Origin of the sequence: Cytobacillus sp. FSL R7-0680 (assembly GCF_038009245.1) — a bacterium.
GTDB classification, from domain to species: Bacteria; Bacillota; Bacilli; order Bacillales; family Cytobacillaceae; genus Cytobacillus; species Cytobacillus kochii.
Window position 1 is genome coordinate 344,207 of sequence record NZ_JBBPAO010000001.1, and the last position, 22,361, is coordinate 366,567.

At 35.7% G+C, this 22,361-nt stretch carries 23 protein-coding genes; 15 read left to right on the forward strand and 8 right to left on the reverse strand.

All coding sequences use genetic code 11. From position 1 onward, the window contains the following. The first annotated feature begins 108 nt into the window (after positions 1 to 108). The gene (fumC, locus tag MKY26_RS01730; protein WP_322909126.1) at positions 109 to 1,482 is read left to right on the forward strand and encodes a class II fumarate hydratase; all 1,374 of its coding nucleotides are present in this window, start codon (positions 109 to 111) and stop codon (positions 1,480 to 1,482) included. Positions 1,483 to 1,538: 56 nt separating this feature from the next. On the opposite strand, the gene MKY26_RS01735 is transcribed toward fumC, so the two are convergent. Then, positions 1,539 to 1,739 (reverse strand): alpha/beta-type small acid-soluble spore protein, encoded by a 201-nt coding sequence (locus tag MKY26_RS01735; protein WP_157733752.1) that lies wholly within the window; start codon positions 1,737 to 1,739, stop codon positions 1,539 to 1,541. A 362-nt stretch (positions 1,740 to 2,101) separates the two neighbouring features. Here MKY26_RS01735 and MKY26_RS01740 point away from each other — a divergent pair, with 362 nt between their 5' ends. Beyond that, on the forward strand, positions 2,102 to 2,362 hold the full coding sequence (locus MKY26_RS01740; protein WP_095369936.1) for a metal-sensitive transcriptional regulator: 261 nt from the start codon (positions 2,102 to 2,104) through the stop codon (positions 2,360 to 2,362). 53 nt (positions 2,363 to 2,415) lie between these two features. On the opposite strand, the gene MKY26_RS01745 is transcribed toward MKY26_RS01740, so the two are convergent. The 6 genes from MKY26_RS01745 to MKY26_RS01770 form a co-directional block, all read right to left on the reverse strand. Then, entirely contained in the window at positions 2,416 to 2,610 is a 195-nt protein-coding gene (locus MKY26_RS01745; RefSeq protein WP_341055004.1) for a hypothetical protein, read from the reverse strand. 51 nt (positions 2,611 to 2,661) lie between these two features. Next, positions 2,662 to 2,874, reverse strand: a complete 213-nt coding sequence (locus tag MKY26_RS01750; RefSeq protein WP_341091896.1) for a YheE family protein — start codon at positions 2,872 to 2,874, stop codon at positions 2,662 to 2,664. 66 nt (positions 2,875 to 2,940) lie between these two features. Then, on the reverse strand, positions 2,941 to 4,128 hold the full coding sequence (locus MKY26_RS01755) for a YheC/YheD family endospore coat-associated protein (protein ID WP_341091898.1): 1,188 nt from the start codon (positions 4,126 to 4,128) through the stop codon (positions 2,941 to 2,943). Then, positions 4,125 to 5,495, reverse strand: a complete 1,371-nt coding sequence (locus MKY26_RS01760; RefSeq protein WP_095373491.1) for a YheC/YheD family endospore coat-associated protein — start codon at positions 5,493 to 5,495, stop codon at positions 4,125 to 4,127. Before MKY26_RS01760 ends, MKY26_RS01755 begins: the two co-directional genes overlap by 4 nt. Positions 5,496 to 5,502: 7 nt before the next feature. Beyond that, the gene (locus tag MKY26_RS01765) at positions 5,503 to 6,579 is read right to left on the reverse strand and encodes a YheC/YheD family endospore coat-associated protein (protein WP_328198662.1); all 1,077 of its coding nucleotides are present in this window, start codon (positions 6,577 to 6,579) and stop codon (positions 5,503 to 5,505) included. Positions 6,580 to 6,600: 21 nt separating this feature from the next. Further along, entirely contained in the window at positions 6,601 to 7,962 is a 1,362-nt protein-coding gene (locus MKY26_RS01770; RefSeq protein ID WP_341091902.1) for a YheC/YheD family endospore coat-associated protein, read from the reverse strand. Positions 7,963 to 8,101: 139 nt separating this feature from the next. On the opposite strand from MKY26_RS01770, the gene MKY26_RS01775 reads away from it, so the two are divergent. The 6 genes from MKY26_RS01775 (at position 8,102) to MKY26_RS01800 (ending at position 15,290) form a co-directional block, all read left to right on the forward strand. Next, positions 8,102 to 9,244, forward strand: a complete 1,143-nt coding sequence (locus MKY26_RS01775; RefSeq protein ID WP_322909130.1) for a DUF445 domain-containing protein — start codon at positions 8,102 to 8,104, stop codon at positions 9,242 to 9,244. Positions 9,245 to 9,329: 85 nt separating this feature from the next. Beyond that, positions 9,330 to 9,680, forward strand: a complete 351-nt coding sequence (locus MKY26_RS01780; protein WP_322909131.1) for a YlbF family regulator — start codon at positions 9,330 to 9,332, stop codon at positions 9,678 to 9,680. Between the two features lie 303 nt (positions 9,681 to 9,983). Continuing rightward, the gene (locus tag MKY26_RS01785; RefSeq protein WP_307318329.1) at positions 9,984 to 10,853 is read left to right on the forward strand and encodes a Cof-type HAD-IIB family hydrolase; all 870 of its coding nucleotides are present in this window, start codon (positions 9,984 to 9,986) and stop codon (positions 10,851 to 10,853) included. Between the two features lie 221 nt (positions 10,854 to 11,074). Next, positions 11,075 to 12,586 (forward strand): coproporphyrinogen III oxidase, encoded by a 1,512-nt coding sequence (locus tag MKY26_RS01790; RefSeq protein WP_322909132.1) that lies wholly within the window; start codon positions 11,075 to 11,077, stop codon positions 12,584 to 12,586. Between the two features lie 179 nt (positions 12,587 to 12,765). Beyond that, entirely contained in the window at positions 12,766 to 14,385 is a 1,620-nt protein-coding gene (locus MKY26_RS01795; protein ID WP_307318331.1) for a long-chain fatty acid--CoA ligase, read from the forward strand. Positions 14,386 to 14,498: 113 nt separating this feature from the next. Then, positions 14,499 to 15,290, forward strand: a complete 792-nt coding sequence (locus MKY26_RS01800) for an enoyl-CoA hydratase (protein WP_095369925.1) — start codon at positions 14,499 to 14,501, stop codon at positions 15,288 to 15,290. 79 nt (positions 15,291 to 15,369) lie between these two features. On the opposite strand, the gene MKY26_RS01805 is transcribed toward MKY26_RS01800, so the two are convergent. Further along, the gene (locus tag MKY26_RS01805) at positions 15,370 to 15,555 is read right to left on the reverse strand and encodes a YhzD family protein (protein WP_095369924.1); all 186 of its coding nucleotides are present in this window, start codon (positions 15,553 to 15,555) and stop codon (positions 15,370 to 15,372) included. A gap of 151 nt (positions 15,556 to 15,706) precedes the next feature. On the opposite strand from MKY26_RS01805, the gene MKY26_RS01810 reads away from it, so the two are divergent. The 7 genes from MKY26_RS01810 to MKY26_RS01840 all read left to right on the forward strand — a co-directional run bounded on the left by MKY26_RS01810 (position 15,707) and on the right by MKY26_RS01840 (position 22,172). Continuing rightward, positions 15,707 to 16,606, forward strand: a complete 900-nt coding sequence (locus MKY26_RS01810; protein ID WP_307318332.1) for an ABC transporter ATP-binding protein — start codon at positions 15,707 to 15,709, stop codon at positions 16,604 to 16,606. Further along, positions 16,599 to 17,852, forward strand: coding sequence for an ABC transporter permease (locus tag MKY26_RS01815; RefSeq protein ID WP_095369923.1), 1,254 nt, complete (start codon positions 16,599 to 16,601; stop codon positions 17,850 to 17,852). The genes MKY26_RS01810 and MKY26_RS01815 overlap by 8 nt, the downstream gene beginning before the upstream one ends. Before the next feature lie 242 nt (positions 17,853 to 18,094). Continuing rightward, complete coding sequence (locus MKY26_RS01820) at positions 18,095 to 19,036, forward strand: ABC transporter ATP-binding protein (RefSeq protein WP_322909133.1); 942 nt, start codon at positions 18,095 to 18,097, stop codon at positions 19,034 to 19,036. Next, the gene (locus MKY26_RS01825) at positions 19,033 to 19,764 is read left to right on the forward strand and encodes an ABC transporter permease (RefSeq protein ID WP_233435274.1); all 732 of its coding nucleotides are present in this window, start codon (positions 19,033 to 19,035) and stop codon (positions 19,762 to 19,764) included. The genes MKY26_RS01820 and MKY26_RS01825 overlap by 4 nt, the downstream gene beginning before the upstream one ends. Then, a complete protein-coding gene (locus tag MKY26_RS01830; RefSeq protein WP_095369921.1) occupies positions 19,765 to 20,451 on the forward strand; it encodes an ABC transporter permease in 687 nt (228 codons plus the stop codon). Between the two features lie 21 nt (positions 20,452 to 20,472). Continuing rightward, positions 20,473 to 21,558 carry a sensor histidine kinase gene (locus MKY26_RS01835; RefSeq protein ID WP_307318339.1) on the forward strand — a complete coding sequence of 362 codons (1,086 nt, stop codon included), beginning with the start codon at positions 20,473 to 20,475 and terminating at the stop codon, positions 21,556 to 21,558. Positions 21,559 to 21,560: 2 nt separating this feature from the next. After that, positions 21,561 to 22,172 (forward strand): response regulator transcription factor, encoded by a 612-nt coding sequence (locus MKY26_RS01840; RefSeq protein ID WP_095369919.1) that lies wholly within the window; start codon positions 21,561 to 21,563, stop codon positions 22,170 to 22,172. The last annotated feature ends 189 nt before the right edge of the window (positions 22,173 to 22,361 follow it).

Below are 22,361 nucleotides of genomic sequence, written 5' to 3' on the forward strand. Positions count from 1 at the left end.
CTGTTGATTAGGAATGTAAAACTAAGGATGGAGCTTTTATAAACCTATTTTAAAATGCTTTAAATTAGGAAAATAATAGATAGACAAGAATTTTTGGGAGGTAGTAAGATGACTGAATATCGTGTAGAGAAAGATACGATTGGTGAAATTAATGTGCCTGCTGAAAAATATTGGGGTGCACAAACAGAAAGAAGTCGCAATAATTTCAAAATAGGTATTGAAAAAATGCCATTAGAGTTAATTTATGCTTTTACTACGATTAAGCGCTCAGCAGCGATAGTCAATCATGAATTAAATAAGTTATCAGAAGAAAAGAAAAATGCAATTGTTGCAGCGTGTGATGAGGTGTTAGCTGGGAAATTTGATGAACATTTCCCTTTAGCTGTATGGCAAACAGGCAGTGGAACGCAAACAAATATGAATGTCAATGAAGTAGTGGCAAGACGGGCAAATGAATTATTGGATAATGAAGATATTTCTATTCACCCAAATGATGATATAAACATGTCGCAAAGTTCTAATGACACTTTTCCAACAGCGATGCATATTGCAGCACTGAACAGTGTGGATAAACATTTAATTCCTGCGCTTATTCGTTTAAAGGATGTCATTCTACAGAAGGAAAACGATTTTGCAGATATCGTAAAAATAGGAAGAACTCATCTTCAAGATGCAACTCCTCTTACATTAGGACAAGAAATAAGCGGTTGGCGTTATATGTTAGAGAAGGATGAGCGCCTTATCAATGAAGCGAAACTAGCACTAGGAGAACTGGCTATCGGTGGAACTGCTGTCGGAACAGGTATTAATGCTGACCCGTCGTTTGGTGATAAGATGGCTAGTGAGATTTCTAAATTAACGAAGCTCTCGTTCACTTCTTCTCCTAATAAATTTCAAGCACTAACAAGTCATAGTGAGATTGTTCATCTTCATGGAACTTTAAAAGGTTTAGCTGCAGATTTAATGAAGATTGCTAATGATGTTAGATGGCTTGCGAGTGGACCAAGAAGTGGGATTGGAGAATTAACGATACCTGCTAATGAACCAGGAAGTTCAATTATGCCAGGAAAAGTAAACCCAACACAAAGCGAAGCGTTGACAATGATTTCAAGTCAAGTATTTGGAAATGATGCAACGATAGGCTTTGCTGCCAGTCAAGGTAATTTTGAATTAAACGTCTTTAAGCCAGTAATCATTTTTAATTTGCTTCAAAGTATTACATTACTTAGTGATGGTATGAATTCTTTTAATAAAAATTGCATTGTTGGTTTAGAAGCTAATACTGAAAAAATCTCTCTGTTTGTCAATCAATCCCTGATGTTAGTGACAGCTTTAAACCCCCATATCGGGTATGAAAAAGCAGCTGAAATTGCTAAGTTAGCTTTTAAAGAGGAGCTAACATTGAAGGAAGCGGCATTAAAAACAGGATATATTACTGAAGATCAATATGATAAATGGGTTGTACCAGAAAAAATGATCTAAACAAATAAAGCCCCCTAGGTGATAGGGGGCTAATCCATATTATTAAGTTTTGCAGCTTAGAACTTTCCGCCACCAAGTTGTTGTTCAGCCATTTGAACAAGACGCTTAGTAATTTCTCCACCTACAGAACCGTTCGCACGAGATGTTGTTTCAGCGCCAAGGTTAACTCCGAATTCACTTGCGATTTCGTACTTCATTTGATCTAAAGCTTGAGCTACTCCTGGTACTACTAATTGATTTGAAGATTGGTTTGCCATAATGTGTTTCCACTCCTCTAAATTTTTTTTTGGCTGGGTTAGTTGGCAATGAACCAACGCAATTTTCTTTGCACCATATTTGGTTTAACCCATCGATAGTAGAAGTTTTAAGCGTGTTTGCCGCTTGTAATAGTTATTATGGTTGATATTTAAAAGATTATGCCTGAATATTTTTAGGGAATTATTTCCTTATAAATGTTTTGTTGTCTTTTTATTGTGCATAGGGAGGAACAGTAGAAACATGATATAATATAAATCATCAATTTAATCGTCATTAAAATTATGGGTATGCTTTTACATTCGCTAACACAGATGATTAATGATGACCCTAATCATTGAAAATGAGGTTAGAAGGTGAATAAATGGATTATACAGAGGATATGAAAAACAGGCTTAAAAGATTAGAAGGTCAAATGAGAGGCGTATTACGGATGATGGAAGAAGAGCAACATTGTAAAGATGTCGTTACTCAGCTTTCAGCTATTCGCTCGGGCATTGACCGAACGATTGGTTATGTTGTCGCAAAGAATTTGGAAGCTTGTATAAGAGAAGCAAATTCAGAAGGTAGAAATGCAGAAGAAGAGATACAACAAGCTGTTAATATGATTGTGAAAAGTAGGTAAGATGTTTTTGGTAAAAGGAAAGGAACGATTGCTCACAATCGTTCCTTTCTAGTCTATTCTTCATCACAGCAATGCGGAGGTTGTTCTTTTTCTAGTTCTCTCGCTTCTTCGATATTCGTATGTCCTCCACTAACATGCACAGTACCTCCGGACATTCCTTCGTTAATATAACGATCAACATCGAGAAAGGCTTCATCGCGTCCTTCATATGGTAAATCTTTTACTAAATCGTCTTTTTTGTTTGCCATAAATGAACCTCCTTAATTTCAGAAGAATGGTTCATATTCTTCCACAATTCTTTACCGGTCATACACATGGTAAAGCATGAGTTCGTGAATATGGCTTTTTAACTTGTCTTCATGATTATGGTCCGGAACAGTGGATAACCATTCAATTTTTCCATCACGATGATATATACCTAAATACTTTTTGCCATGATGAAAAAAAGAAAATTTCCATCCTGGTAATTCTTTGTTTTCATATAATGATTGAAATTGAAAATGTGAAATCATGATTATTCCCCCTTGTTCTCATTTTAACTTGAATCGAGGAGTTCTGAAAATGAAAATAAACATAATTTAATGAGGAAAAGTGGGAAAACCGCTTAATTGCATACATAAGTGACAAATTGCTTTGATTCGTTTGTTTTCAATATGCTCTTCATCAAAACTCATAGGCTTGGAATTTACTTCATACAAGTAGAATTTACCGTTCGCACCTACACCTATATCTAAAGAGAATTCCCCGAATAAACCTAGTTGTTCATTTAATAAATGACCCACCTCTTGTATGATTGAATTGAAAAATATATAGTCCTCTTCTTTAGCAAATAGTTCATAAGGCAATATCTTCCCACCATTGGGTACATGTGTTGTGACTTGTTGGTGACTGCTAGATTGCCTTATACCAATCCCAGAAATGACAAAATTGTTCTTCTCTTTATGTGATAATATTCTGAAATCATATCTTGATTCATCATATAAAGCTGGTTCAATTGCTTCTTGTATGATATATCGGTCCTTAGCTAAATGAACTTTTAATTCATTCCATAATTCGTTTAAGGTAGCGAACTCTTTTGTTAGATGAACACCTTCCATTAAATATTGATTTTCCTCTAGGGAGATTCGAAAGATTCCTTTTCCCTTTGCACTACTAACGGGTTTGATATATATTTTTTGTTTGTCTTTCAGCCAATCATGTAGCATTTCTTCAGAAGTTAATAACGAAGTTTCTGGTAATAAAGGTTTTAATGAGGAAGATTCCATTAATAAATGATGCATTTCCAATTTATTTATAAAACAGGGATTGAAAAAAGGAATATTATGTTTTTGTAAGAACGATGTAAGTGCAGTAAAATCAGTTTCTTTTTCTAGGTTGCGGAAAGGAATACGGTTATATATGACATCAGGTAGAGGGGATGAGACCTGTATCCATTTTCCTAGAGATGGATGAAATGTATAACCAGTTACAAATGATACTCCAAAATCATCTGGCGTAAAGACAATAGGTAATGCGCCTATTTTTGAAAATTGTTGTACAAGGGATAAAAATAGCGGACCATTGCCCGCTAATTTTTTATTTTTTCCTTTGCTTGTTAAGATCCCTATAATTGGACCGATTCGATGAGAATCTTCATTTAATGAGAATGGCAACCATTTTTTTGAATAATGAAAGAGTTTTTCTGTTTTTATTTTATTGTTTCCAAACATTTTTTCCTGTGCGTGATACCACTTTTGAGATAAAGGGTCATAGTAGGAAGTAGTCATCTAAACAATGCCTCAGGGCTTTTCATTGCTTGTTCTGTTAGGTAGATACTATATGCTAAAGAAAGTTTTCGTGTTAAGAAATCAAATTTTTTCATACTTGGATGAGTAAAGATTGAACGTCCTGGTTTTGAATTCGCTTCGAAAAACCAAACTTTTCCTGACTGGTCTATGCCTAAGTCAAAGCCTATTTCTGCGACAAGACCTTCCATATTATTTTCTATTGCTTCGCTTAACTTTAAGGAAGCTGTTTGCAATTTATTAGCAATTTCTTCTCTTTCAATTGGATCCTCGAAAATTTCATCTAATGATTGAATCGTACCTCCACTTTTTACATGGGTTGTAACACTTCCATTTCCAGCTACTTTTGCTGCACAAGCAGTAACAATCCACTGTCCTGTTGAATCTTTATTCGTGTGTAACCGAAAATCAATGGAGCATTTCTCTTTCTTCAACAGATATATACCCTGTTGGATAATCATTCTTTCGAGGTTTTTACCTGCAAAAATATGCTTCATTAACCCTTCTAGACTAGAGAATTTCTTTAGTTTATTCATACCAGCTTTTAAATCTCTGTACCGACAATAATAAGCACTGTCTTCTCTGTTATAAATAATCTGATGAATACCTAATCCCAGACTGCCATTCATTGGTTTAATGTATATATGGCCATATTTGGCGAGCATGTTTTCGATGGCGGAATAAGAACTAAACGGCTGTGTTTCAGGTAAATACTCCGAAATTTCCTCGACTTGAAATAAACGATCATAAATATCCATTTTATTAAAAAAGCCTGGATTATACCAAGGAATTAAATATTCTTGTTCAAGTCGTGACTTTACTTCTTTTTGTTGTTTTTGCCGTTCACTTTTTCTATTTGGAAGGCGATCATAGATTACGTTTGGGAAAGGCACTTCAATTGTCTTCCACCCATTTTGTAAATAAAATAAACCTTGTATAGTACCAGAATCCCAATTGATATGCTTCTCTCCAAATACGAAAGGAAGTGCACCGACACTAGTACTTACAGATAAGAGTTTAGAAAAAATAATTGAGCGATCACCGATAGGCCGCATGGGAAATGATGTGAACCCTGACGTGAAAATGCCAACAAGGGGTCCGATTGTTAATGTTTCATCATGTATAAAAATATGAAGAGGGTGCTTGACATAAGGGAAGAAAATATCTTTAGCGAGATCTTCACTGATGGTGATTGCTTGTTTGGAGCTCGGTTGTTGCTTAAATTTAGCATCAATGGTAACTGTACCGAAATTTAATTTGTAAAGGGCAGTATTTAGATTTATATGGTTTGGCAAGAATACACAGCCCTTATAGTCTGAGGTGATATCTATCATAAATGTTTGATTCATCATTCTTTCACTTCCTTTCTGCTAATGCCCGTTGGGATAATAGGTAATCTCCATACTTAAATGGAGAAGTGTAAAGGACATCTGCTAATTGTGGATTTGTTTGTAAGACCAATTTCCTGCCAGGTTTAGAGTTAATATCAAGAATCCAGATGCCACCTTCTTGATCAATTCCGATGTCGATACCTAATTCAAATAGTGTTGAAAAGCAAGATTCCATAATTGAGGGAAGAATAATTAATATTTCCTTTAATTCTTCCTGTAAAAACGACTTTTGGCTTTTTGGAATACTATCTAGCCAATGCTCATAGGAAGAGGTTGTTCCACCGGCACTTAAATTAGAAATTATGCCGTTTTCATGACCAGTTCGCATGGCTCTTGCTTGTTCTTGCCATTCACCGTTAGCATCCTTTTGCAGAAAAACGCGTAAATCAAAGGGGCGATTCTGTTCATCAACGAGTAATAAGAATGGTTGGATTAGATATTGATATCTTTTTGTCAGCCTCTCTAACCAAACCGTTGCTTTATGAATGGGAAGCGTTTGTTGAATCTGCTTAGAGCCTTTGTCTGTTTTGATAATCATTGAGTCACCTTTGATTGAGATAACATAAATACCTATACCTTGTGACCCATTTACTGGTTTTAATACGAGTGGTGACTGCTTTTTTAACTGTTTAATGAAAGATTTCGCTGAAGTGAAAGGATCTGATTGCAGTAAATAAGGAGCGAGTCTAGAATGTTTTAGGGCATCATATATTTCGAGCTTATTTGGAAGTCCTTGACCTAAGAATTGGGTCTTACCACTCTTTTTTAACCAATTTGTTATGACTTTGCATTTTTTTGAATGATCATCTTCTTGATAAAAACAACGGTCATATAACAGTTCAGGTAATGGAAAAACCGTAGACTCCCATTGTTCGGTTACTTCATTAAATAGCTCTCCATTTACTTCATTATTGTGTGGTAGGATGTTTTTCGGAATAAAACGAAAGCATTGATAGCCGTGATGTTTAGCTTGTGAAGCAATAGCTGTTATATAGGTCCTTTCACTTGTTTCGTAAAGTGTCATAATACCAAGTGTTTTCATGCTGATTTTTCCTCCTTATTGTTATGTTGAAAAAGCTAAAAAAGTACAATACTCTACAAGTGCTCTTGCAGAAGGTCTGATCTGATTGAATTCACCATCAATTTGCTTAGATGGTTTAGAGTTTGCTTCAATCATCCACAAATGCCCCTCATAATCAACGCCCATATCAATGCCAAGTTCACCATATAGGCCAAATGTTTTTTGATCAATCATCGTGCATAGCTCTATTGAAATTTCTTTCATTAATGCTAATATTTGTATTGCGGTGGTTTTATCAAATAGTGTAGTTAGCAGTGCTAGTGGTTTTCTCATTTCCCCTCCTTGGGCAAGATTAGATACAAATTGTTCTGCATTAGAGATTCGGGCTACAGCAGAGGTAACTTTCCAAATGTTTTGCCTATTTTTATGACAAAGAATGCGAAAGTCAATCGGTCTTTTGTTGAGTTGAATGAGCGGTATGCCTTCTTGGATAATATAGTTACTTGTTCTATGCTCTTTCTCGAATTGCGATATGAAGCTATCAAGATGATGGAATGGGTGGCTTGTTTTTGCCTTTTTCCCTGATGAGTAACCAACGGCGTACATATCTTTATTTTTACGTATGTGAATAATTTGTTTCCCTTGACTTCCATTTACGGGCTTTATGAAGATAGATGGATACTTTTCTATAAAATAAAGTAACTTTTCTTTCGAATAATCTGCTGTTTCTGGTAAATAGGTACGTAAATGAGTTTCGTCGAATAAGAAATCATATACATCTTTCTTTGATAAAAATTGTTCATTAAAAAAAGGGATGGCATTTTTATATAGCAAATTTTTAAGGTTTGCAAAGCTAGGTGAGCTTTCAATCTTTCTAGAGTGAACGCGGTTATAAATAACATCAGGAAGTGGCAGTAGTTGTTTCTTCCATTCACCCTCGATATTTATATAACCATGGACTTCAGTTTCTTTAATATCTTTGGGATGACAAACATAAGCAATTCCTCCTAAAAGCTCAACAGTTTGATTGATTTCATGGCAAAATTGATGGATGGTGCGAAAATGTGGAGGAGATTGATCTCCCATTTCAAAAAAGTCAGTCATGATAGCAATAATTGGCCCGAGTGACAATACCTTGCTTTGAACAATATAATTAACAAGCATGAGGTGCCCTTCAAATGGTATATTGAAATAATCGAATACAGATTGACTAATGAACAGTTCCTTTTCATCTACTTGACGATAAATGAGGCGAATGGTTAATTGTTTTTGCCCTAATGATAAACGGATATGTTCCTCATTAGAAATTAGTAAATGTTCTGCTAATGCTGGGTTGAGCTCTAGAACCATCTTATTTTCATACGGAAGTACTCTGATTTTAATGTTTGTATATCGTGTCATCATTAATCCCCATTTGCCCGCAAGAAGCGAGTAATTATATAATAAAATCTAGGCGAATGCTGATACGCTATCTTATGAATGGCAAGATAAATTGGTGCGATTGCACAAAGAATTTGGTGAAAGAAGAAAGGTAGAGAGCGGAATGAAAGAAATTTTTACGACCCTACTAATGATGGTTGCCACTGGTGCCATCATTGGAGGAGTTACAAATTATTTAGCTATTAAAATGATATTTAAGCCTTATAGAGCGATTTATATTGGGAAATGGCGTCTTCCTTTTACACCAGGGTTGATTCCTAAACGTAGAGGTGAGATGGCCGAACAAATGGGTAAACTTGTCATAAATCATTTGTTAACACCAGAAGGGATACAAAAGAAACTACAAAATGAGCGTTTTCAAACAATGCTGACACAATTTGCCGTGGTAGAAGTAGAAAAGAAATTGAAAACAGAAAAAACGTTAGAGCATCTGTTGGAACAAATAGATATAAATGAACCTGCAAAAATGGCTGAGGATAAGATTGGTGCGTTTTTAGAGGTGAAATATGAGAATTGGATGCGTACAAATCAAGATGTAGCAATGAAAGAAATCTTGCCACAAAAACTTGTAGGTAAAGTGGAGGAACAGTTGCCTCAACTAAGCAATTGGATTGTGCAATCAGCAAAGAATTATTTCGCAAGTGAAGAAGGAAAAGAAAGTATTCAAAGGATGGCCGATGATTTTGTCCAAAAACGAAGTGGCATGATTAAAAGTATGCTACAAATGTTTTTAGGCAATGTGAAATTAGGGGAAAAACTACAACCTGAAATCGTAAAATTCTTAAATCATCCTGGAACAGATGAGCTTTTAACATCACTTCTTAGAAAAGAATGGCGAAAATTATTAGATAAAAATATTGCTGAGTTTGAAGATAAAATAGGAAGAGATAACCTCCTTCCATTCATAAAGCAGACTGTGTTTCGATTTGTTCAAGTTCATGAAATATTTCAAATGCCAATTAGTCAACTAACAGCAACAATAAGACCTTATATTATTACTGAACTTATCCCGAAAGTAACAGTAGGAATAAGTAAGTTATTAGCTGATAGAATATCTGTTTTAATGGAAAAAATGAAGCTCAATGAAATTGTAAAAGAACAGGTAGACTCATTTTCTGTTGAAAGGTTAGAGCAAATGGTGTTCTCGATTATTAATAAGGAATTAAGAATGATTACATTTCTTGGAGCCTTACTGGGTGGTCTAGTAGGTGTGTTTCAAGGTATTACTGCCATATGGATATTATAAATCCTTATATTTTATAGGTTTTTCCTCGATTTTACTTCCATTGTCTGTTATAGTGGTGGAAGTCTATGAAAAGGAAGTGTTCAATTTGGCAAATAATTTACAAGACGCAGCAATCGAATTAGAAAAAGCAATCCGTGAAAGCAATGAATATCAAAGCTTAAAGGATTCTTATGATAAGGTGAATGCAGATCCATCAGCTAAATCGATGTTTGATAACTTTAGAAATATTCAAATTCAGTTACAACAGAAGCAAATGTCTGGTCAAGAAATTACACAAGAAGAAGTGGATCAAGCGCAAAAAACAGTTGCCCTTGTACAACAACACGAACTGATTTCTAAACTTATGGCCGATGAACAAAAAATGAGTGAAGTTATCACAGACTTAAATAAAACAATCATGAAGCCTCTCGAAGATTTATACGGTTCAGCCGAGTAATTCATGAGTAATAGACTTGGTTCTATTTCATAAAAGCACAACCTTGCTTTCAATAGCAAAGTTGTGCTTTTTTTCGTGCAGGTGCAAAACCTCATGCCTTCTTAAGGATGTGACGGCTTATATACAAATACAAATGTCGCGGAATTTTGATAAAAAAAGATTAAGGAATGGCAGGAAACGTAACTATGTTTAAAACGCAAAGAGAACAGACTTCTTTATCTCTATTCTTCCTGTTCTATTTTCTGTTGCGGGTACATAAAAGTGTCATAAGGACAATTTTCATCCAGAATAGGGGGCAAAAAGATGATTTATCGTCTCTTAGCTATAAATATTGATGGTACCCTTCTTCAAAGTAATGGAAGGCTGCATAAATCAACAAAGGAAGCAATCGAATACGTCCAGCAAAAGGGAATTTATGTGACGTTAGTAACAGCAAGAAGTTTTCCATCGGCTAAGAAAGTGGCTAAAGCATTAAAATTAAATTCCATCCTTGTAACATCAGCTGGAGCTTATACAGCGGATAAATTGGAACAACCAATTGAAGTAAAACGCATCAAAAAAGAAGTAACCTTCGATATTGTACGCTTATTAGAAGGATTCCCTTGTCAAATAAGACTTGTGCATGAAAAGTTTTCACTAGCGAATAAGACAAAAACAAATAATAATATCCTCGCTAAAACGGTGTTCTCAACAGGTGATCCTGTTTTTTATTCCCACCAGTTTGTTGAGTCTCTGAGTGAAAATTTGCTAGAAGATCCAGTTAAACCACCAAAAATTGAAATTTACTTTGAAAATACCAATGATCTTATACATGCCAAAAAAGCATTAGATGTCATGTATGATGAGGAAATTGCTATTACCCAACTAAATGACTCTCGTTTAGATATTGTCCCTTATGGTGTATCCAAATGGAATGGTTTACTGAGATTAAGTAAGGAACTTGATATTGCACCGCAAGAAATTGTAGCCATTGGAGATGGCTATGATGATTTGCAGATGATTGAAGGTGCGGGTTTAGGTGTAGCGATGGGGAATGCCCCTCATGTCTTAAAAAAGCAAGCTGATTGGGTAACAAGAACAAATGATGAACATGGTGTAACATATATGGTAAAAGAGCATTTCCGCAAACAACATCCTATCCAATTTTTAAGGAAAATGAATCTCTTGAAGTAAGGTAGAAGCTCTGAAGGTGGTAGAACGGTTGCTACCTTCAAAGCTTCTTATTCGTATTCCTTAATTTAAGGGGGGTGGTCTTTTAGCAGCATATGCCAAATATAGCTAACAAACTGATTTACTAAAATACAAACGACCTGTGAATGGAGATTGACCCGTAAGGTCTTTTTTTTGTAAACTTAAAGAAGTTTGATCAAGAGAAAGTATAAAGGTGATTAACAATGAATATATCTATTTTAGGTTTGAATGATAACCGTTATATAAGACCATTGCAGTTAATTGGTAATTTATTTTTTGAAGAATGCTCTGTAAAACTTGATAAACATGAGGGTGCAGATGTAGTTATATCTTTCCACTATGAAGTAAGTGAAGAGATTAACATGAGTGTTCAGCTTACTACAAGCGAGGAAGAAGTCTATACCGCTAACTATAGAAAGAATCTTAAGGCGTTTGAGACAGAAAAGGAATTCTTTAATCAATTAAAGTATGCAGCTTCCCATGTGTATTTAACTGTTTTACAAGATTGGACAGGTATTGTGCAGAAATGGGGCATATTAACAGGGATAAGGCCAACAAAGCTTTATCATCGTCATATGATGTCTGGAAGTAGTAAGGAAGATGCTCATCAAGCTTTGAAAAAAGATTATTTGATTTCAGATGAAAAAATTAATTTAATGGAAAAAATCGTTGCACGACAATTAACGGCGATTCCTGACCTTTATGATTTAAAAAAAGAAGTCAGTATCTATATCGGCATTCCCTTTTGCCCAACAAAATGTGCTTATTGTACATTTCCTGCTTATGCAATTGGTGGTAAACAAGGTAGAGTCGATTCCTTCTTAGCTGGGCTGCATTATGAAATCAGACATATGGGAGAATGGTTAAAGGAAAATGACATCAAAGTAACAACCGTATATTATGGTGGAGGTACGCCAACAAGTATTACAGCAGAGGAAATGGACCTTCTATATGAAGAAATGTATGAGTCGTTTCCAGATATGAGTCACATTCGAGAAATTACGGTCGAGGCAGGTAGACCGGATACGATTACTGCAGATAAGTTAAATGTATTAAAAAAATGGAATATTGATCGTATCAGTATCAATCCACAATCATATACGCAAGAAACGTTAAAAGCGATTGGGAGGCATCATACGGTTGAGGAAACAATCGATAAGTTCCACCTGGCGAGAAGTATGGGTATGAACAATATTAATATGGATTTAATCATTGGCTTACCAAATGAAGGCACAACAGAGTTTGCACACTCATTAAATGAAACAAAGCAATTACTACCCGAGTCACTGACTGTTCATACATTATCTTTTAAAAGAGCTTCTGAAATGACAAAGAACCGGCAGAAATATAAGGTTGCAGATCGTGAAGAAGCAGAAAGAATGATGAATATGGCAGAAGAGTGGACGGCTGAACATCATTATGAGCCCTACTATTTATATCGTCAAAAAAATATTTTAGGAAATTTAGAAAACGTTGGCTATGCGTTACCGAAACAAGAAAGTCTTTACAATATTATGATTATGGAAGAAATGCAAACGATTATCGGAATTGGCTGCGGGGCAGCAAGTAAGTTTATCCATCCTGAAACAGGTAAAATTACTCATTTTGCAAATCCGAAAGACCCTAAATCCTACAATGAAAGTTTTGTTGAATACACGGATAAAAAAATAGCTATGTTAAATGAGCTCTTTAATATTGAGGCAAAGTCTATATAAGCTTAATGTGAGCTGTACCTTGGTTAAAGGTGCAGCTTTTTTGTTTGTGAAAATAGACTAGATTTAATTATGGCAACTTTAATAGAGGATTTTATTAAAAAAACAAGAATGTAATAGGTACAAAAGCGCATAAACATCTATGATAATGTAAACGGTTACTAAAAGGGAGGCGATTGGTGATGAATCATTCTTCTTTGACGATGGCACAGATGATAAAAAGAGCAGAAACGTTTTTCGCAAAAAAAGAGGTTGTATCTAGAACAGCAGGTGGTATTCAAACATTTACGTATAAGGAAATGGCAGAACGAACACGAAGACTTGCTTCAAGTTTACAAAGGCTTGGTATTAAAAGAGGGGAGAAGGTAGGGACATTTGCCTGGAACCATCACCGCCATCTGGAAGCATATTTTGCGATTCCTTGTAGTGGAGCGGTGTTGCATACAATTAATATTAGACTCTCATCTCAGCATATCACCTATATTATTAATCACGCAGAAGATAAAATTCTCCTCATAGATGAAGAGTTAGTTCCATTAATTGAACAATGTAGAGACGAACTTTCCAATGTAAAAGCATTTATCATTATGAGTGACCATAAGGAACCTCCAACTACAACTTTATCTCCAGCATATAATTATGAAAGTCTACTAGAAGAGGCAGATCCCAATTATCAATATCCTGATGATCTAGATGAAAATGACCCGGCAGGGATGTGTTATACATCGGCGACCACCGGAAATCCTAAAGGCGTCATTTACTCTCACCGGGCAATTGTGCTCCATAGCTTAGCATTAGGTTTAGCGGATAGTGTTGGTGTAAGTGAAAAAGATATTGCCCTACCTATCGTCCCGATGTTTCATGTCAATGCATGGGGCTTACCTTTTGCAGGGGTGTGGTTTGGCACAAAATTGATCATGCCTGGGCCTGCATTTACGCCTAAATTAATTGCCGAACTAATAGAAGAATATAAGATTACTATTACTGCAGGTGTACCAACTATTTGGCTTGGATTATTGAAGGAATTGCAAGCGAAAAAATATGATTTAAGTTCTTTAAGAAGCATTCTGTGTGGCGGATCTGCTGCACCAAAAGGCATGATTAGAGTGTTCGAAGAAAAGTATAAGATACCGTTTCTTCATGCTTATGGAATGACAGAAACAAGTCCACTCGCAACTGTCTCCAATCTAAAAAGCTATCAAGAAAATATAGATTTTGAAGAGAAACTGGAGTTAAGAAGCAAGCAAGGATTATTGGTTCCGGGATTAGAAATGAAAGTGATTGACGAAAAAGGGATTGAAGTGGAGTGGGACGGAAAGCAGATGGGCGAGCTCTGCTTAAGAGGTCCGTGGATTGTAACCGAATATTATAATGATGAGCGGACTGCCTCGAGTTTTAAAGATGGCTGGCTTCATACGGGTGATGTTGTCACCATTGATGAAGAAGGACTTTTGAAAATTGTTGATCGCACGAAGGATTTAATAAAAAGTGGTGGAGAGTGGATTTCTTCTGTTGACATAGAAAATGCGCTCATGGCTAATGAAGCCATTTTTGAAGCTGCTGTCATTGGTATTCCGAGTGAAAAGTGGCAAGAGCGTCCATTAGCCTATGTTGTATTACATGAACAATACAAAGGGAAAGTGACTGCTGAAGAAGTGCTTCAGTCATTAAGCGCTCAATTTGCAAAATGGTGGATTCCTGATGATGTCATTTTTATTGATGAAATTCCCAAAACATCTGTAGGGAAATTTTTAAAACGTGATTTACGAGAGAAATATCAAATGGATAAAATTAATCAGTAATTATTTTCAATATGAACAGTCATTCATTTTCTAGTAAAAAAATTCAATTATATTTGGAAAATAAAAAATATTTTATTTATAATAGAGGTATCCAAACTTAAGGAGGAAAATGAATGGCGCTTGATTTTGATACAAAGACCGTTAATTATTCGATTGAGGGAAGAGTAGCGCATGTAGAAATGAACCGGCCAGAGTCATTAAATGCACTAAATGTGGAAATGATTCATGAGCTTGCTGCTGTAATGAAAGAGCTAAGTAATTTAGAAGAAATAGATATCGTTGTTCTGAAAGGGGCGGGTAGAGCATTTTCTTCAGGCGGAGACATTAAAACGATGCTGATGGATGCGAATGAAAACGATTTCCCCGTTGTGATGGATGCGATTAATGAGTTAGTTGTTACATTGTATAGTATGCCTAAAATCACCATTAGCGCAATAAAAGGTGCAGCTGCAGGGCTCGGATTAAGTTTAGCTTTAGCTACCGATTTCATTTATGCTCATAAGGATAGTAAATTAGCGATGAACTTTATTGGTATAGGGTTAATCCCGGACGGTGGTTCCCACTTTTTCCTTGAAAGTAAGTTAGGGCCCGACCAAGCAAAGCACCTCATATGGGAAGGGAAACCGATGACAGCTGAAGAAGCATGGGAGAGAGGACTTGTTCATGAAGTCGTAGGTGATGATCTTGACGAAGCAGTAAATAAAAAAGTGTACCATCTGAGTCATCTTCCAATCCTTGCGATGATTAAAACAAAAAAAATACTGACAGATAAGAATCGCCCATTATTGTTAAAATTATTAGAGCTCGAAAAAAGTGGTCAAGCACAAATGAGGAAAACATCTGATCATAAAGAAGGCATAAACGCTTTTATTGAAAAAAGGCAGCCTCGATTCACAGGGAAATAACAGGAATGAAAGACACGCATGTTTTATCAGAAACATGCGTGTCTTTATTTGATACGTGGTGTATAGTATAACCTGAGGTCTATCGGTGAAATAATATAAGCTTTCCTGCTGGAGATGAGCAACGATGTGTTTTCTCTTCTAATCCTTTTTCTTTCAGGAGGTTTTCTCCGGTCACCTTGGCTTCTTGATCATTTGCTGATTCGAATGATTCATCAAGAATTTTTTCACCAGTTGGTTCGAATGCCGTTAATTTATAAGTTTTCATCATAAAGACTCCTTGTAATGTAGTTGAATATTCCGATATTTAATTATATTTTGGCATAATTCCATCAATCTTGCAAAAAGAAACATACTTATTTAATGAATCTTTTTTAGTTTTATATCGTAAATAAATGAAAGGGAGGGACAGAATTTATATGTCTTTAAAATTAGAAAATGTTACGAAGAAGTTCGGTCAATTTACCGCAGTAGATGATATATCTATAGAAATACCTGAAAAGGAAATGTTTGGTTTTTTAGGAGCGAATGGTGCTGGAAAGACGACTACTTTTCGAATGATTTTAGGGTTAATTGATGCAACCAAAGGAAACATCACTTGGCAAGGTAAACCCATTAATTATTCAGTGAGTGGTCAGATTGGTTATTTACCTGAAGAGCGTGGGTTATATCCAAAATTACAAGTGAGAGAACAACTTGTTTACTTAGCACGGCTAAGAGGGATGGATAAACAATCTGCCTTGAAGGAGTTAGACAACTGGCTTGATCGCTTTAAAGTACCTGATTACAAAACAAAAAAAGTAGAGGAGTTATCAAAAGGGAATCAACAAAAGATACAATTTATATCTAGTATTTTACATAAACCTAAGCTATTGATTCTTGATGAGCCATTTAGCGGGCTAGATCCAGTAAATGTAGAGCTGCTAAAAGACGCAGTTGTAGACTTGAAAAATAGTGGTACATCAATCGTGTTTTCTTCCCACCGTATGGAACATGTTGAGGAGTTATGTGAGCATCTTTGTATCATGCAAAAAGGTAGGCCAGTCGTACATGGTGAATTGAAGGAAATTAAGCGTTCTTATGGAAAAAAAACATTAATCATTCATGGTGATTTTTCAATGGCTTTTTTACAAGACCATCCTGCGGTGAAGAAATTTAAAATGACGACAGAAGGGGTGCATCTGCAAATTGAAAATGAATTGGCAGCGGACGATATACTAAAGGATATTGTTGGCAAAGGATTTATTCGCAAATTTATGCTTGAAGAACCATCTTTAAATGACATCTTTATCGAAAAGGCAGGTGCTTCTTATGAGTAATTTTTGGACAATTCTATGGCATACGTATTGGACAAAAATAAAAACAAAGTCTTTTCTTATTACGACAATTATTACGGCACTTTTATTTGTGCTGTTAGCCAATATTACAACTATTATCGATGCTTTTTCAAATGAAGAAACACCGAAAGTGGCAGTGATAGATGAAACAAACAGTTCCATCCAAGCAATAGAACGCATAGAGGCATATACATCAGAGGAAGTCATCTTAGAAAGTGTACAACAGTCAGAAGCTGAAGTGGACGAGAAGGTAATATCTGGGGAATTTACAGGTGCACTTTACTTAACTTCTAACGGTGAAAATCTCATTAGCGGTGAATATAAATCCTTGAGTATAGCTGATACTACTATCTCTAGCTTATTGCAAACAGCTTTGCAGCAAATAAAGACAGAATTAACTGCAGAGAGTATAAATTTATCACCAGAGCAATTGCAAACATTGTATGCACCTGTATCGTTTGAGACGACTGCACTTGAGGAAAATGCCAAGTCTCAAGAAGAATTAAGTCAGGCAAGAGGTCTTGTTTATGTGGTCTTATTTTTAATTTATTTTGCTGTCATCATGTATGCGAGTATGATTGCTAATGAAGTGGCAACTGAAAAGTCATCTAGAATCATGGAAATTCTTATATCAAGTACCCCACCTGTTCAGCAAATGTTTGCTAAGATACTCGGAATCGCTCTCTTGAGTGTGACACAAATGCTGATATTAGGTTCCATTGGTTTTATTGCATTGAGAGAAAGCATGTCTAAGCTTGAAGGTGGCTGGTTCGAAGCGTTTGGGTTTAGCAACTTATCTCTTGGTATATTGGTTTATGCAGCCATCTTTTTCTTATTAGGCTATTTTTTATATGCGACCCTAGCCGCTTTTCTTGGGTCTTTAGTTAGTCGGATTGAGGATGTTCAACAAATGATTATGCCAATGACGATGTTAGTAGTTGTGGGCTTTTTACTCTCAATGTATGGTCTATCTAACCCAGATACAACTTTTATTACTATTGCCTCTTATATTCCTTTTTTCACGCCAATGCTGATGTTCTTAAGAGTAGGAATGCTTTCATTGCCGGTATGGGAACCAATATTAGGCATGGCCGTTCTTATTGTGACAACAATTATTTTGGCGATATTCGGTGCACGAGTGTATCGCGGCGGTGTCTTAATGTATGGTCGCTCATCTTCGTATAAAGATATTAAAAAAGCGATTCAATTAACGAAGAAAGAAAAATAAGTATTTACATTCAAGCTTCTCATACTTTGTATGGAGAAGCTTTTTTAGCAAAAAAGAATTGATAAATGTAGTAGTGACCATTAATCTGCCGGCTCTGCTAATGTTTATTTATCGGTTCGTAACAACTTCACCCTTTATTGAAGAAGAGGCAGTGAAGTAAAATAAATTAATGACAAATGTAACTATTTGCTTTTTGCCTTTCTTGACATACTTACACTAACAAGGCGAAAGGGTGTGAGCGGATGATTGCCTCACTAAATGGGATTGTGAAACGTTATGATTCGAAACTAGTGTTGGACTACATTGATTTGGATATAAATGAGGGTCAAATTATTGGTTTACTTGGTCCTAATGGAGCGGGAAAATCAACATTAATTAGATGCCTAACAGGAATGGAGACAGTTAATCAAGGGAATGTTACGTTATTTGGGGATGGAAAAAAACCATTTCAGAATAAAAACAAAGAAAAAATTGGTTTAGTCACGCAGGAAATATCGATTTTTCCAGAATTAACAGCACAGGAGAATGCGAACTTTTTTGCCGGAATTTACGGGTTAAAAGGGGAAATGAGAAAAAGAAGGGTGGCAGAGGCCTTAGCGTTTGTTGGATTAGCAGAACATACAAAGGGAAGGGCACAAAATTTTTCTGGAGGAATGCAAAGGCGGCTGAATATTGCATGTTCCTTAGTTCATGATCCTAAGTTTTTAATTATGGATGAGCCGACGGTGGGGATAGATCCTCAATCGCGAAACCATATTTTGCAAGCTGTAAAGAAATTACAAAGAAACGGAACGACTATTCTATATACAACGCATTATATGGAAGAGGTTGAGGCGATTGCATCAGAGGTTGTGATATTAGATAAAGGGCAAATCATTACAAGAGGAACAGTTCAAGATTTGATTCGAAACATTCAGCATGAAGAGAGAATCAAGGTAGAAGTAAGTCATCCTGAAGAAGTCTCTTTGGAGAGTATTCAGGCACTGCCAGATGTAAAACAAGTCATTAAAGATGGGAATCAAATTTTGGTTGTATCTTCTGCTAATTCAGGACACCTTGATCGTATTTTAACGATTATAAAAGAGGACTCTGGTGTTGTCGGCATTAATGTAGAAAAAGCAAATTTAGAGGATGTTTTCTTAACTTTGACTGGAAGAACCTTAAGGGATGGAGGTAGTGCATGATGCGTGTCCTAAGAACCATTCCTTATACAGTGATTCGAATGAGTAGAGACTATATTACGCTATTGTTGCTCTTAGTTGTTCCAATTATCCTTATTACCATTTTTTATTTCGTATTAGGAGACTTAAAAAATCAATACGGTGATCCTGCGTTCTATGATACAGCACAGTTAATGACACTCGTGTTTCAATTGTTTGGCGGTTCAATCGTGATTGCCCATATTCAAGATGATTTATTTTCTCCAAGACGGCAACGTTTAATGGTGGCGCCGATTAGCCGACCTTTTTATGCTCTCTCAATCTCATTATGTGGCATGTTATATTCCATTTTTCTGGGTTTTTTGTTATTTCTATTTACAGGAATAGGCTTAAAGGTGGAGTGGGGAAATGGATTTTGGGTAATGTACATCATTGGCTTATTGGCTGTACTATCAAGCCTTGTAAGTTTAATTCTTATTTTTGCAGTAAAGAACTTTAAATTAGCAGAACGGTTAAGTGAAGTATATGGAATTGGATGTATTGTGTTGGCAGGGTTGTTTTTTCCAATTCCTGATTATACGGTTATCACATTCATTAATGAATACCTTAATCCTCTATTGTTAGCTGCTAATGCAATTGGCTATGCACAAAGCAATTTATTTCCTGATGCTTATATTTATATGTTTCGGTTAGGAGTAGGAATTGTAATTACTTTTATTATTGTGTTTGTGCTCGGTAGGAGGAAGATTTAAATGACTGTTTTCCACTTTGTACTGAAGAGAAGTATTGCAAATAAAACAAGTTTGTTGATTCTATTTCTCTTCCCAGTTGTTGCGATCTTTCTGCCATCAGGAGAGTATTGGCCACATCTTCCATACGGATATCAATATTTTGGTATTTTTATTTTGTTTATTAGTTTGAAGCTCTCTGGATTAATTTTAGAAGATAGAATGAGAGGAATTGCTAAAAAGGTATCAATTGCCCCCATCAGTCATTTTAGTTATCTAGCACAAAATTTGCTAGCATATTTTTTCATTTTAATATTACAATGTCTGATTTTAGTTTATGGAGGCGTATTAATTGGGAAAGAACTTTACCAGCCCTTTTGGTTACTCATTTTATTTATTACATTTAGTATGGCATCGATTGCCTTTGCACTAATGTGGATTTCATTTTTTCGTAATAAAGAAATATCCATGTTAATTTTTATGTCGATTATCAGTATAATTGCTTTAATCGGTGGCGTCTTGATTCCAATCGAGTTGTTACCTGAATTATTACAAAAAATAGCGATTATTTTGCCGACTTTTTGGCTAGCTTGGGGTATAGACTGGATTGTTTTTGGTGGCGAACTGAAGGAGTTTCTGCTTGTGAATGGAATGCTTATTTTGTATATGTTTTTATTTTTAATTACAGGAAGTGCGAAAAAATTGCATTGATAGCTGAGGAGAGGTGTGCATATGAGAGTGTACGAGCGATATTTCAGATTTGTGATATTTTGGCGAATAGTACAATTACTTATCCTAGCACATCTTTGGCTCACAAGTACTGCTGGCTTTGAGGCAATTGTTTTTATCCTGCTTTTGCTCATTGTTATGAGCATACGTATAAGATTTTCTATACCAAAATGGAGTTTTATTATTGAAATAGTCCTCTGTATCGTTTTCATTCCATATTTTCCGTTTGCCCTATACGGTTTAGCCATCGCTATTTTCGAAGCAGCAATAGTTGGGAAGTGGTGGTTGGTTTTCCCAATGACGATTTTCATGATTGCTTACTCTGCCTTTGATATGACTTTGATCTGGTATAGTTTACTCACAGTATTAGTCGGAAGCTTCACTTATCAGTCAATGAAAGAACGTAAGCAACTAGAAAAGGCTTTAGACAAGGAAAGAAAAGAAAAGCATGAGCTTGAACAGATCAAGATGGAGCTTTTAGAAGCTTATTTTGAGGTGGAAAAGGCAGCAGAACTGAAGGAAAGAAATCGGATTTCAAGAGAACTGCATGACCACCTGGGGCATGATTTAACAGGTGCCCTTCTAGCTATTCAAGCATATGAACAAGTAGAAAATAAAAATCAAGCACACACCCTTTTGGAACAGGTGAAAATCAGGCTTTCAAGGAGTACAACGAGATTAAGAAATACAGTTCATAATCTCACACCAGTTACTTATATAGGTGTTGATAGGTTGCAAAGAATCGTAGTAGATTCAGAGCCATTACTCATAGATTTTCAATATAATGGAAATGTTGAAAATGTATCTTCTCAATCTTGGGTGATGTTGGAAGCGTGTCTTAAGGAAGCTATTACAAATGTAAGTAAATATAGTAATGCGACGAAAACGAAAGTTGAACTTGATATTACTGAAACACTTGTAAGGTTGAAAATCCATGATAACGGTACCAATACCCAAAAATCAGTGAACGGAAGTGGACTAAGAAGTTTACAATTAAGGGCAAGAATGTTAAAAGGAAGCTTTACAATTGATCGTCAAAATGGGTACTTGCTCGTATGTGTTTTACCTTTACAGAGAAGGGGGAAGTAGCTATGGATATATTAATTGTGGATGATGATCGTTTAATTTGTCAGAGCTTACAATTACTTCTCGATAAAGAAGAAGATATAAAAATTGTTGGTGTGGTCGAAAATGGAAGTGAAGCGATTTCTTTTTGTGAGAAAGTGCAGCTAGATGTTATTCTAATGGATATCCAAATGCCGGTGTTGAATGGAATTGAAAGTACCAAGGTTATAAAAAGAAACTGGCCACATATTAAAATAATGATGTTGACAACCTTTAAAGACGAAATGAATATTCGGCTTGCTTTAAAAGCAGGTGCTGAGGGCTACATCATAAAATCTAGTAAGATTAAAGATATGGCCAAACAGATTCGTGCAATCGGATCAAATGCGAGGGTTCTTACTCCGGAAGTACTTGATAAACTTGTGCTACAAAATAAGTCAGATGGGTTCTGGGCATTAACCGAAAGGGAGAAAGACGTAATGGAACTTGTGGTGGAAGGTTTATCGAATAAAGAAATATCGAAGCAGCTTTATTTAAGTGAAGGAACCGTACGTAATGTTCTTTCTATTGTTCTTGATAAACTGGAGCTACGCGATCGTACACAACTAGCCATTTACTATTGGCAACGGCAAAAATAGGGTGTCAACTCGAATCTTACACCGCATGTAGAGAAAAGCAGTTGATTATTATCTAAACAAAACCGGGAGATGAGTCCGGTTTTTCTTATGCGATAAAAAACGAATATTTCTTAATAGAATTTAGCAAGTTGATATAAAGGTCAAAACTACCATTATGGTGACGGAGCTGAGTCGTCTAATCCCTTCATT

Bases quoted from the DNA above. Each gene is read 5' to 3' on its own strand.
- fumC (WP_322909126.1), top strand. From the start codon at position 109: ATGACTGAATATCGTGTAGAGAAAGATACGATTGGTGAAATTAATGTG.
- MKY26_RS01735 (WP_157733752.1), bottom strand. From the start codon at position 1,739: ATGGCAAACCAATCTTCAAATCAATTAGTAGTACCAGGAGTAGCTCAA.
- MKY26_RS01740 (WP_095369936.1), top strand. From the start codon at position 2,102: ATGGATTATACAGAGGATATGAAAAACAGGCTTAAAAGATTAGAAGGT.
- MKY26_RS01745 (WP_341055004.1), bottom strand. From the start codon at position 2,610: ATGGCAAACAAAAAAGACGATTTAGTAAAAGATTTACCATATGAAGGA.
- MKY26_RS01750 (WP_341091896.1), bottom strand. From the start codon at position 2,874: ATGATTTCACATTTTCAATTTCAATCATTATATGAAAACAAAGAATTA.
- MKY26_RS01755 (WP_341091898.1), bottom strand. From the start codon at position 4,128: ATGACTACTTCCTACTATGACCCTTTATCTCAAAAGTGGTATCACGCA.
- MKY26_RS01760 (WP_095373491.1), bottom strand. From the start codon at position 5,495: ATGAATCAAACATTTATGATAGATATCACCTCAGACTATAAGGGCTGT.
- MKY26_RS01765 (WP_328198662.1), bottom strand. From the start codon at position 6,579: ATGAAAACACTTGGTATTATGACACTTTACGAAACAAGTGAAAGGACC.
- MKY26_RS01770 (WP_341091902.1), bottom strand. From the start codon at position 7,962: ATGATGACACGATATACAAACATTAAAATCAGAGTACTTCCGTATGAA.
- MKY26_RS01775 (WP_322909130.1), top strand. From the start codon at position 8,102: ATGAAAGAAATTTTTACGACCCTACTAATGATGGTTGCCACTGGTGCC.
- MKY26_RS01785 (WP_307318329.1), top strand. From the start codon at position 9,984: ATGATTTATCGTCTCTTAGCTATAAATATTGATGGTACCCTTCTTCAA.
- MKY26_RS01790 (WP_322909132.1), top strand. From the start codon at position 11,075: ATGAATATATCTATTTTAGGTTTGAATGATAACCGTTATATAAGACCA.
- MKY26_RS01795 (WP_307318331.1), top strand. From the start codon at position 12,766: ATGAATCATTCTTCTTTGACGATGGCACAGATGATAAAAAGAGCAGAA.
- MKY26_RS01800 (WP_095369925.1), top strand. From the start codon at position 14,499: ATGGCGCTTGATTTTGATACAAAGACCGTTAATTATTCGATTGAGGGA.
- MKY26_RS01805 (WP_095369924.1), bottom strand. From the start codon at position 15,555: ATGAAAACTTATAAATTAACGGCATTCGAACCAACTGGTGAAAAAATT.
- MKY26_RS01810 (WP_307318332.1), top strand. From the start codon at position 15,707: ATGTCTTTAAAATTAGAAAATGTTACGAAGAAGTTCGGTCAATTTACC.
- MKY26_RS01815 (WP_095369923.1), top strand. From the start codon at position 16,599: ATGAGTAATTTTTGGACAATTCTATGGCATACGTATTGGACAAAAATA.
- MKY26_RS01820 (WP_322909133.1), top strand. From the start codon at position 18,095: ATGATTGCCTCACTAAATGGGATTGTGAAACGTTATGATTCGAAACTA.
- MKY26_RS01825 (WP_233435274.1), top strand. From the start codon at position 19,033: ATGATGCGTGTCCTAAGAACCATTCCTTATACAGTGATTCGAATGAGT.
- MKY26_RS01830 (WP_095369921.1), top strand. From the start codon at position 19,765: ATGACTGTTTTCCACTTTGTACTGAAGAGAAGTATTGCAAATAAAACA.
- MKY26_RS01835 (WP_307318339.1), top strand. From the start codon at position 20,473: ATGAGAGTGTACGAGCGATATTTCAGATTTGTGATATTTTGGCGAATA.
- MKY26_RS01840 (WP_095369919.1), top strand. From the start codon at position 21,561: ATGGATATATTAATTGTGGATGATGATCGTTTAATTTGTCAGAGCTTA.